The organism is Alloalcanivorax mobilis (assembly GCF_002864685.1).
GTDB classification, from domain to species: Bacteria; Pseudomonadota; Gammaproteobacteria; order Pseudomonadales; family Alcanivoracaceae; genus Alloalcanivorax; species Alloalcanivorax mobilis.
This window is the reverse complement of sequence record NZ_NMQZ01000065.1, coordinates 1-10,691: the sequence shown is the minus strand read 5'-3', so window position 1 is coordinate 10,691 and position 10,691 is coordinate 1. Positions and strand designations below refer to the sequence as shown.

At 65.1% G+C, this 10,691-nt stretch carries 10 protein-coding genes; 8 read left to right on the top strand and 2 right to left on the bottom strand.

The window, feature by feature from the left end:
- From CGS25_RS18475 to CGS25_RS18465, 3 genes are all read left to right on the top strand, one after another.
- Positions 1 to 1,035, top strand: a 1,035-nt coding sequence (locus CGS25_RS18475; RefSeq protein WP_332872165.1) for an ABC transporter ATP-binding protein, incomplete at its 5' end; no start/stop codon positions are given.
- The gene (locus tag CGS25_RS18470) at positions 1,022 to 2,041 is read left to right on the top strand and encodes an ABC transporter ATP-binding protein (RefSeq protein ID WP_089032785.1); all 1,020 of its coding nucleotides are present in this window, start codon (positions 1,022 to 1,024) and stop codon (positions 2,039 to 2,041) included. The genes CGS25_RS18475 and CGS25_RS18470, both read left to right, overlap by 14 nt.
- Before the next feature lie 34 nt (positions 2,042 to 2,075).
- Positions 2,076 to 3,782: an ABC transporter substrate-binding protein gene (locus CGS25_RS18465; RefSeq protein WP_157933880.1), complete on the top strand. Its 1,707-nt coding sequence runs from the start codon at positions 2,076 to 2,078 to the stop codon at positions 3,780 to 3,782.
- Between the two features lie 368 nt (positions 3,783 to 4,150).
- Here the strand turns inward: CGS25_RS18465 and CGS25_RS18460 are convergent, their stop codons facing one another.
- Positions 4,151 to 5,080, bottom strand: coding sequence for a LysR substrate-binding domain-containing protein (locus CGS25_RS18460; RefSeq protein WP_101676365.1), 930 nt, complete (start codon positions 5,078 to 5,080; stop codon positions 4,151 to 4,153).
- Positions 5,081 to 5,175: 95 nt separating this feature from the next.
- Here CGS25_RS18460 and CGS25_RS18455 point away from each other — a divergent pair, with 95 nt between their 5' ends.
- The 3 genes from CGS25_RS18455 to wrbA all read left to right on the top strand — a co-directional run bounded on the left by CGS25_RS18455 (position 5,176) and on the right by wrbA (position 7,341).
- Positions 5,176 to 6,222, top strand: coding sequence for a YeiH family protein (locus CGS25_RS18455; RefSeq protein ID WP_232802498.1), 1,047 nt, complete (start codon positions 5,176 to 5,178; stop codon positions 6,220 to 6,222).
- A 101-nt stretch (positions 6,223 to 6,323) separates the two neighbouring features.
- The gene (locus CGS25_RS18450; protein ID WP_157933879.1) at positions 6,324 to 6,617 is read left to right on the top strand and encodes a hypothetical protein; all 294 of its coding nucleotides are present in this window, start codon (positions 6,324 to 6,326) and stop codon (positions 6,615 to 6,617) included.
- A gap of 124 nt (positions 6,618 to 6,741) precedes the next feature.
- Positions 6,742 to 7,341 (top strand): NAD(P)H:quinone oxidoreductase, encoded by a 600-nt coding sequence (gene wrbA / locus CGS25_RS18445; RefSeq protein WP_101676362.1) that lies wholly within the window; start codon positions 6,742 to 6,744, stop codon positions 7,339 to 7,341.
- A gap of 232 nt (positions 7,342 to 7,573) precedes the next feature.
- On the opposite strand, the gene CGS25_RS18440 is transcribed toward wrbA, so the two are convergent.
- Positions 7,574 to 8,809, bottom strand: a complete 1,236-nt coding sequence (locus CGS25_RS18440) for an oxygenase MpaB family protein (protein WP_101676361.1) — start codon at positions 8,807 to 8,809, stop codon at positions 7,574 to 7,576.
- 79 nt (positions 8,810 to 8,888) lie between these two features.
- On the opposite strand from CGS25_RS18440, the gene CGS25_RS18435 reads away from it, so the two are divergent.
- Together CGS25_RS18435 and CGS25_RS18430 are read left to right on the top strand one after the other, a co-directional pair.
- Positions 8,889 to 9,494 (top strand): TetR/AcrR family transcriptional regulator, encoded by a 606-nt coding sequence (locus CGS25_RS18435; RefSeq protein ID WP_101676360.1) that lies wholly within the window; start codon positions 8,889 to 8,891, stop codon positions 9,492 to 9,494.
- A 68-nt stretch (positions 9,495 to 9,562) separates the two neighbouring features.
- On the top strand, positions 9,563 to 10,366 hold the full coding sequence (locus CGS25_RS18430) for an NYN domain-containing protein (protein ID WP_101676359.1): 804 nt from the start codon (positions 9,563 to 9,565) through the stop codon (positions 10,364 to 10,366).
- Positions 10,367 to 10,691: the final 325 nt, after the last annotated feature.

The window sequence follows — 10,691 nt, the reverse complement described above, 5'->3', positions numbered from 1 at the left end:
GCCGCGCCGGCCGCCGCCGCGCCGGTCGCCACCGCGCCCCGGCCCGGCCCCGCCGAGCAACCCCTGCTGGAAGTACGCGACCTGCACACCGTGTTTCAGAAAGACGACACCCAGGTGCACGCGGTCAATCAGGTCAGCTTCGACGTGCGCGAAGGCGAGATCGTCGCCATTGTCGGCGAAAGCGGCTCTGGCAAAAGCATCACCGCCATGTCATTGCTGCGCCTGATCCCCAGCCCGCCGGGGCAGATTATCGGCGGCCAGGTGCACTTTCAGGGCGAAGACCTGATGGACCTGGACGACGAAGGCATCCGCCAGCGCCGTGGCCGCGACATCGCGATCATCTTTCAAGAGCCGATGACCTCGCTGAACCCCAGCCTGAGCATCGGCCAGCAGCTTGCCGAGCCGCTGCGCGTGCACGGCTCGGTGCCCAAGGAAAAAGTCCGCGAACGCTGCCTGGAACTGTTGCGGCAGGTGCGCCTGGGCGACCCGGAAAAACGTCTCGACGCTTATCCCCATGAGCTGTCCGGTGGCATGCGCCAACGGGTGATGATCGCCATGGGCATGGCCTGCATGCCCAAATTACTGATCGCCGACGAGCCCACCACCGCGTTGGACGTCACCGTGCAGGCGCAGATTCTGGAGCTGCTGCGCGACCTGGTGCACGAGCACCGCTCGTCGATGATCCTGATCACCCACGACCTGGGCGTGGTGGCCCGCTACGCGGATCGCATCAACGTGATGTACGCCGGACGCATCGTTGAGCGCGGCACCGCCAGCGAGATTTTTCATCACCCCCGGCACCCCTACACCCTTGGCTTGATGGCCTCCATGCCACGCCTGGACCAGGCCCCCGGCGAGCGCCTGATCCCGATCGACGGCCAGCCACCGGATCTCGCCGATCCGCCCAGTGGCTGTGCCTTTCATCCGCGTTGCCGCTTCGCCGAGCCGCGCTGCAAACAGCAGCGCCCGGAACTGGAGCGCCTCACCGACAACCACTGGAAAGCCTGCTGGGTGGACACCAATGCAAAGCGCTGAACCCCTGTTGCAAGTCACCGGCCTCAAGGTGCATTTTCCCATTCACGCCGGCCTGCTCGGCCGCCAGGCCGGCACCGTAAAAGCGGTGGACGGCGTCGATTTCCAGGTGCACGCCGGCGAAACCCTGGGGCTGGTGGGTGAAAGCGGCTGCGGCAAATCCACCACCGGGCTGGCGGTGCTGCGCATGCACGCGCTCACCGATGGCCAGGTGCGCTTCAACGGCGAAGACATTTCCAGCCCCGACCGCGCCAGCCTGAAGCGGCTGCGCCGCACCATGCAGATGATCTATCAGGACCCGTTCGGCTCGCTCAATCCGCGCATGCGGGTGCTCGACATCGTCGGCGAACCGCTGCGCGTGCACCGCCTCACCCGCGGCCGCGCCGCCTACCGCAAGCGGGTCATGGAGCTGCTCGAGCGCGTCGGCCTGAAAGCGGAAATGGCCGAGCGTTACCCGCACGAGTTTTCCGGCGGCCAGCGTCAGCGCATTGGCATCGCCCGCGCTCTGGCCGCCGACCCCAAGCTGTTGATCTGCGACGAGCCGGTATCGGCGCTGGACGTCTCAATCCAGGCCCAGGTGATCAACCTGCTTGAAGACCTGCAAAAAGAGCTGGGCCTGACCTACCTGTTTATCGCCCACGATTTGGCCGTGGTACGCCACCTGTGCCAGCGCATCGTGGTCATGTACCTGGGCCGCATCGTCGAAGTGGCGGACCGGGAAAGCCTCTACCGCAACCCCTCGCACCCCTACACCCGCGCCCTGCTGGCGGCGATTCCCATCGCCGACCCGGACCCGGAAGTACAAGCGCGCTTTGATCCATCCCTGCACGGCGAGGTACCCAGCCCGATCAACCCGCCCCCGGGCTGCCCGTTTCACCCACGCTGCCCCCACGCCGCTCCGGTGTGCCAGCAACAACGCCCACGAACCATGGAGCTGGCCCCCGGCCACACCGTGGCCTGCCATCTGCATGACCCCGAACAGGCCGAGGCCATGGCCCGGCCGCAATAACCCGGCCCGACAACAACAACACCAGGAGAGAGCCATGCGAACACCGATTTGGAAAACCACCCTCGCCCTGCTCAGCGCCATGGCCGCCGCCCTGGCCGGGCCGGCGCTGGCCGAAACCCCGCAAACCGACGGCACCGTGAACGTTTCCACCGTCTACCGCACCCTGGACGCCACCACCTGGGACCTGCAGCGCTGGACCTGGAAAGGCAACCACGACAACCTGCAAATGGAGTCGCTGCTGCGCGGCGACTTGTCCTTCGGACCGCGTGGCAAGGACGTCAACGACTTCATCGAGATGGACTACATTCCCTACGACCAGCTCGAAGGCAGCCTGGCGGAAAGCTGGGAAGTAAAGCAGGACCCGATGCGAGTGATCTTCCATCTGCGCAAGGGCGTCTACTGGCAGGACGTCCCCGGTGTCATGAAGCGCCGCGAACTGGTCGCCAACGATGTCATCACCTCATTCAAAACCCGCTGGGCCAGCAGCCGCGCCATTCCCACCTATTGGGAGTTCGTTGATCGCTGGGAAGCCCCGGACGATCACACCGTGGTCGCCTACTTCAAGCAGTTCCATGGCAACTGGCCCTACCGGCTGGCCTGGGGCTTCTACGACGGCATTCTGCCGCCGGAATGGCAAAACCTCAGCGAAGAAAAACGCGCCGACTGGCACAACGCCGCCGGCACCGGCCCCTATCGCATCGAAAGCATCCAGACCGGCCGCCAGCAGGTCTACGTCAAGAACAAGGACTACTGGGACACCACCACCATTGACGGCAAGGAATACACCCTGCCGCTCAACAACAAGGTGATCTACCACATCATCAAAGACGAAGCCGCCGCGGTGGCGGCGCTGAGCACCGGCCGCCTGGACATCATGGAGGCGGTACGCTGGCAGTTGGTCGATCAGCTCAAGAAGAGCGCCCCGGAACTGATCACCCGCAAGTTCGTCGGCACCCAGGGCACCTACGTCGCCCTGCGCACCGACCAGAAACCGTTCAACGACGTGCGCGTGCGCCGCGCCATGAACCTGGCGGTGGATCAGCGCGCCATCCTCGACTCCCTGCTCAACGGTGAAGGTGCCCTGCTCAACTACCCGTTCGCCCAGCGCTGGAACAACTACTACACCCCGCTGGAAAAGCTGTCCCCCAAAGCCCGGGAACTGTTCGACTACAAACCCGAGGAAGCGAAAAAACTGCTCGCCGAAGCCGGCTACCCGAACGGCTTCAGCTTCGATCTGCAAGCCTGCTCCTGCAGCCCCTACCAAATGGATCTGGTCGCCATGCTGCAGGCTTACTACCAACAGATCGGCGTCAAGATGAACATCAAAACGCTGGAATACGGTGCCTACCGCGCCAACATGCGCGGCAAGAACCAGGCCGGCGGCTACCTCATGAACAACAGCTCCGGCAACCCCATCGCGGTGCTGCGCAAGAGCTTCATGAGCGGCCAGACCTGGAACGCCTCCTGGTACAGCAACGAAGACTTCGACCGCCGCATCGAAGCCGCCATCACCGAACCCGACCAGGAAAAACGCGACACCGAACTGCGCCAGTTGAACGACTTCATCATCGAAGAAGCCGTGCCCCACGTCTGGCTGCCCACCGAAATGGTCTACTCCGCCTGGTGGCCCTGGGTGAAAAATTACTACGGCGAACTGCGCGTCGGCGCCACCAAACCCAACACCATCTACGCGCGCATCTGGATCGACGAAGACATGAAAAAGAAAATGCTCAACGACTGACCCCACCCGTTCTCCACGGCCGGCCCACTCCGGCCTTTCAGGGCGCCCTTCGGGGCGTTTTTTTTCGAAGCGCTGGACGTCAAACGCTTGACGCCGGACGCCGGACGCCGGACGCTCAACCCTGGCACCGCAACGATAGGCACGCGCAAAATGCTCTTGCGTAGCCGCAATGCTCTTCGCCCCGGGTTTTGATCTTAGCGTCTGGCGTCTGGCGTCTGGCGTCTAGCGTCTAGCGTCTAGCGTCTGGCGTCTTAGAGCGCTGGACGCCAGACGCTGGACGCTTAACCCGAGACGGCGGGGCTTTGCGGCAGTGCGGGCAACGCTTGCGTAGCCGCAATGCTTTCCGTTCCGGGTTTTGATCTTAGCGTCTAGCGTCTAGCGTCCGGCGTCCAGCGTCCAGCGTCTAGCGTCCAGCGAAGCTCCCCCTCCTCTTCGAACAACACCGCCATCAACGCCCGCTCGCCGGCACCGGGTTCCCGCTGGCGGTGAGAAAGCAAATACAAGGGTCGAACCAAGCGCCGGTGATCACCGCTGCCATCGCCGTTCACCAATACCAGGCGACCATCGGCGAGCGCGGCGTGGGCGGCGGTTTCGCTCACATAGCCGACCCCGGCGCCGGCGATCACCGCCTGGCGCACCGCCTCGCCGGAACCCAGTTGCAGCAGCCGCTCGGCAGCCGGAAAGGCCTCGCCCAGCCGCGCTTCGATCACCGCGCGGGTGCCCGAGCCGGGTTCGCGCATCACCCAGGGCCAGCGGTCCGGGTCCGCGGGCAATCGCGCCGCCAGCGCCGGCGCGGCCACCCGCACCAGCACATCGTCACGCCAGGGTTGCGCTTTCAGTAACCGGTGCGACACCGGGCCCTCCACCAGGGCCAGCTCGACACTGAGCGAGAGCAGCATTTCCACCGCGGTCCGGGTGTTAACCACCTCCATGCGAATGCGCGCCCCATCGTGCCGTTCACGCAGCACCGCCAGCAGCGGCGGCAAGTAGTAATCGCCCAAGGTGTGGGTGGCGGCCAGAGCCACCTCCAGACCCGGCTCCTGGAACAACCCTTCGCACCGGGCCACCTGCGCCAACAGCGTGCGCACCTCCGGCACCAGCTGCTGGCCCGCCCGGTTCAGATGCAAACCGCGCCCAAGGCGGTCGAACAGGCGCTCCCCAACCCGCTCTTCAAGCTGATTAAGGGCCTGACTCACCGCCGGCTGGGTCAGCGATACGGTGCGCGCCGCGGCGGCCACGCTGCCGGTTTCCGCCACCGCCAGGAACAGGCGCCATTGGCGCAGAGTAGTCTGATTCATAAGTTTATTTTAGTTATATCTTTATAATTATCAAATATATCTATCGGGCAATGGGCGCCATAGTGGTGGCACGTTCACGCCACGGAGTGCGTCCTGTGTCTGTATCCAACGCCATCTCGCTGCACCGTCTGCCCTTTACCGCCCTGACCCTGGCCACCGGGTTGGCCGGCATGGCCCTGGCCGCCACCCCGCTGGCGCGGCAATGGGGCCTGGGCACACTGGCCCTGTCGCTGTTGATCGGGCTGCTGGTGGCCCAGCCGTTGCCCGCCGATTGGCGGCGCCAGGGCGCGCCGGCGCTGGCCTTGTTTAAAGGGCCGGTGTTGAAAGCCGCCATCGTGTTGTATGGCCTGCGCATTCCACTGCAGGCGGTGGGCGAACTGGGCATTGGCGTGATCCTGCTCGACGCCGCGCAAATCCTGATCAGCCTGGGGCTGGCCCTGTGGCTGGGCCGGCGCCTGCTGGGCATGAGCCAACCCGCGGCCCTGCTGATCGGCGCCGGCAACGGCATCTGTGGCGCCGCCGCCGTGCTCGCCGCGGAACCGGTGCTCGGCGGCAAGAACCGGGACACCGCCATGGCCGTGGCGGCGGTGGTGGTGTTCGGCACGCTCAACATGCTGCTGCTGCCGCTGGCCTATCACCAATGGCCCGGTCTGCTCGGCGATCCCCAGCGTTTCGCCCTGTTCACCGGCGCCACCGTGCAGGAAGTCGCCCAGGTAATCGTCGCCGCCCAGGCCATGTCCCCGGCGCTGGTGGACACCGCCCTGCTGGTGAAAATGATCCGCGTGATGATGCTGGCGCCGACCCTGCTGCTGCTGGTCGCTCTGGTCAACCGCCAGCACCGTCAGCGGCCGGGCGCCGAGGCCCCGGCCCGGCCCGGCGGCGGCGTGCGCATGCCGCCGTTCGCCCTGCTGTTCGTGGCGGCGCTGGTAGCCAACGGCGTCGGCCTGGTCCCCGACGCCCTGGCGCCGCACATCGCTGCCCTGGATGACATCCTGCTGGCGCTGGCGATGGCCGCGCTGGGGCTGAGCACGCACGTCGATCTGCTGCGCCAGGCCGGCTGGCGGCCGCTCGCTCTGGGCGCGCTGCTGTGGGCGGTGACCCTGCTGGTGGGTGCGCTGGCGCTCGCCTTCCTGCCTATCTGACCCATCCAAGCGCCGTGCGGCGAACCCGGGCAATGCGCCCGGTCACCGCCCCGGCGGTTCTGCTAAACTCGGCCTTTCATTGTTATCGCCGTGTTGTGACCATGCGTTTATCCGCCCTTTTGCTTGTCCTTTTTGTGTGCCCGCCACTGGCGTTTGTCTGCCCGCCACTGGCGCTCGCCGAGCAGACCGCCGGCTCCGCCGACCAGGCGGCCCTGCAAGAGCGCGCCGACGCCAGCCGCCGTGAGCAACAGGAACTGCGCGAGCGCAGTGAAGCTCTGCGCGCACAGCAACGCACCACCGAGAGCGTGCTTGATAAACAACAGGAAATGCTCGACCAGCTCCACCGGCAGCTGCAGGAGATCAAGGATCGCCGCCAACCTCCCGCTTCCCGCTGAGCCGCCCGCCTCGGCCGCGCACCCATCGAATAATCCGATCAATCGGCACGCTTGAGTTCTCTCGGTCCGTCCCCCACTCACGATTACAGTGACACGCTCGTAATCGCGAACAACAGGAGGTTCCATGAAGCGCGTGCTGGTTCTTTATTACTCCATGTACGGCCACATCGAAGCGCTGGCGGACGCCATCGCCGAAGGCGCCCGCCAGGTGGAAGGTGTGCGGGTGGACATCAAACGGGTTGCTGAGACCATGCCCGACGACGCCTTTAAAGCCGCTGGCGGCAAAACCGACCAGAACGCGCCGGTGGCCACCCCGGAAGAGCTCAAGGACTATGACGCGGTGATCGTTGGCACACCGACGCGCTTCGGCAACATGAGCGGCCAGATGCGGACCTTCTGGGACCAGACCGGCGGCCTGTGGGCCAACGGCACTCTGGCCGGCAAAGTCGCCAGCGTGTTCACCTCCACCGGCACCGGCGGCGGCAAGGAAACCACCATTGTCTCCACCTGGCTGACCCTGGCCCACCACGGTTTCATTCTGGTGCCTCTGGGCTACGCCGACCCCAACCAGGAACAAATGGACGTCAGCGAATTCCACGGCGCCTCGCCCTACGGCGCCGGCACCCTGGCCGGCCCCGACGGCAGCCGCCAACCCAGCCGCAAGGAACTGGCCCTGGCCCGCTACCAAGGCGAACAGGTCGCGAAACTCACCGTCAAACTCTGAATCGACTCTGCCTGCGTCGAATCCCCCCTTGGCCGCTCCCCAGCGGCTTTTTTTTGTTTGGGCGGACGCTAGACGCCGGACGCTAGACGCTAGACGCTAGACGCTTAACCCTCAACCTGACATTTTCGGAGTGTTTCCTGCCATTCAGTAAACACCCCATTGCTATCAGCGCCGGGTTTAGCGTCTGGCGTCTGGCGTCCGACGTCCGACGTCCGACGTCTAGCCTCCAACCTCACCCATCCCCCTTGGTCAACCCCCGCTCCTGATCCCCAAACATCGACGCCAGGGTAGCAAGCTGAGCGCGTCGGCCACGGCGTTGCTGCCAGCCTCGCAAACCGGGCACAAAGCGCGGCACGCCATAGCCGATCAAGCGCGGCACCAGGCCGGCCAGCGGGTACCACGGCAGCACCCGCTGGGAGAGACCCAACTGGCCCATTTTTTCCCGGCCAATAAAATAGCGGGTCACGCTCAGGTGCACATGGCGGGCATAGCGGCGGCGCACACTTCGCAGCACCCGGTAATGGCGGGCCATCGGCTCCTCGGCCAGCGCCTGGCCGAGCTCGCGGCTGGTCCAGTCCGGGCGGCTTTGCGTCATCAGGGTATGGTGCAACAGCACCATGCCCTCGCGCTCACTGAAGCGCAGCCAGCGCGAATCCACCCCCATCAACCAGCAGGCGTAGCTCCACAGGTGCATCACCGCCCGCGATTCACCACCGCTGATCGGGATACCCAGCATGCGCAGCCCGCCCAGCATCACCACGCTGAACCCCAGATAGGTGGCGGCCATGTCGATCTGGCTCAGTGGCAGACCCCAGGTGTCGCTGTTCCATTCCGACCGCGCCGCCAGGTTACGGCGCACCAGAGCGTGCACCAGGCGCACATGCAGGCTGGAGCGAAAGCCCGGCCCGAACCGCGTCAGCCCACCGGGCTCGGTGCAGTCGATCCACCACTGTCCGGTCTCCGCCACCCGCCGGGCGGTGCCCTTGCTGAGCGCGCCGGTCATCACCAGCGACTGATTGAAACCCGACAGCAAATAGCCGCCCATCAAGGCCAGATCCCGCAGCACGAAGTGGGCGGCGCGGCCGGTGCCATGAATAAAACGGGCGCCCTGCTCCAGCAGCGCCGGGTCCAGCCAGGCCGGCGCCTGTTCCACCCCGGCAAAAAAGCGCCGCAACGGCTCCGGCGGCGCCTCCAGGCTGTCCAGCCCATTGTTCAGGGCCTGCTCGAACAGCGCCCGCGCCTCGCCAAGCCCGTAGTCGTACATCCACGCCACCAGCGCGTCCATTTCCCGGTCGCCCTCGCTGAGCGCGCCCACCACCGCGTGGTATTCCTGGCGGCTGGGCGCCAGGGGCCGGCCCAGCAGGCGCCGCTTCCAGGCCGGCGTGGCCGCCTGGGTCTTGGCGAACGGGCGCACCCGCGCCGGTGCGGCGGGCGGATCAATGGCGTGAACAGGGGCGGAGGCGGTCATCGGCAGTGTCCAAAGCGGTTGCGGGAGCCTCACCCTAATGCGAATATGTATTCGCATTCAATTCGCGTTTGGAGTGTTCATGCGAAAACGCCCCCAACAGCAACGCTCCCGTCGCATGGTCACGCTGCTCCTGGACGCCACCGCCGCCAGCCTCACCGAACACGGCCTGGACGGCGCCACCACGGTGCGCATCGCCGAGCGCGCCGGGGTCAGTGTTGGCTCGCTGTATCAGTATTTCGATGGCAAGGAAGCGCTGATCCTGGCGCTGATGGAGCGCCTCGCCGACCAGGTCGCCCAGGGCCTGAAACGCCTGCCCCTGCTGGACAACAGCGACCTGCGGCAAACCACCCTGGCGGCGATCCGCTTCGGCTTTTCCATGCTGCACTCCGGCGATGGCCTGTACCTGGAACTGGTGCGCAACTGGCACCGCCTGCCCACCAACACCGTGGCCGACGTGCTCCAGCAGCATTTCATGGAGCTGGCGCGGCTCTATTTCCTCAAGCACTACCGCGACTACCCGATTGATGACCTGCAAGTGCGCATGTTCATCGTCGCCAACAGCGTTCTGTTCACCATGGTGCGCCACGTCAGCCAGGGCCAGAGCGTGCTGCGCGAGGAGCAGATCGCAGAAGGGCTGACGCGCATGGTCGCCGACTACATGATGGCGCCCTCCCCGGCGCGCTGACAGCGCGCTGTCGCGGTACCGGTGATTCGCGTTATCTTGAAACTCATCACGATGGCAAGGAAGACACCATGGTCGACAAAAACGCCAACCCGGACAACGACAGCCAGCGCAGCCTGGCGGTACTGATCGACGCCGACAACGCGCCCCCGGCGATTGTCGAGGGTCTGTTCGAAGAAATCGCCAAATACGGCGTCGCCAGCGTCAAACGGATTTATGGCGACTGGACCAAACCCAACCTGGGCGGCTGGAAAAAAGTGCTGCTCGATTACTCGATCCAGCCGGTGCAACAGTTCGCCTACACCCAGGGCAAGAACGCCACCGACAGTTCACTGATCATCGACGCCATGGACCTGCTCTACACCCGCCAGCTCAGCGGTTTCTGTCTGGTCTCCAGCGACAGCGACTTCACCCGCCTGGCGGCGCGCCTGCGCGAAGAAGGGCTCACCGTGTACGGCTTTGGCGAGCGCAAAACACCGAACCCGTTCGTCGCCGCCTGCGATAAATTCATCTACACCGAAATCCTGCGCGCCGACCACGATGGCGGCGGCGACACCACTCATACCGACGGCAAAAAAACCACCGACAGCGAACAGAAAAAAGCCGACACCAACCGCGAAGCCCCGCCCCTGAAACTGATCACCCGGGTGATCGACGACATCGCCGACGAAGAAGACTGGGTGCACCTGGGCGCGCTCGGCCAGAACATCAACAAACGCAACCCCGCCTTCGACACCCGCCTGTACGGCTTCAAAAAACTCAGCGACCTGTTGCGCGCCCACCCCAAACAGTTCGAAGTGGACCAGGGCGGCGGCGGCAACAAAGCACTGAGAGTCAGAAACGTGCGCAAGGGCAATAAGAGCAAAAGCGCCTGACGCTAGACGCCGGACGCCGGACGCTAAGATCAAAATCAAAATCTTCGCGGTCGAGGACCGCTTGTATGGTGTCAGTGCAAGTCTTAGAAAGAGGAGACTTGTCGGGGTGGAGGGACCTGGACCGCTTCTGACCCTTGGGTACAGACCGTGGGAGAGATGGCCCCACCCCGCACCGTCAAACGCCGATAAGGAATCCATCGGCTGAGTGCATGCTCAGACCGACGATAGTGGACAAGCCAGCGTTACGGTGCACCCGGTGCCGATCTGGAGGACCCTCCCCTTGTTGTGTCGCCGAGTCGCGGGAAATTGATAGGGTCAGTTGGCC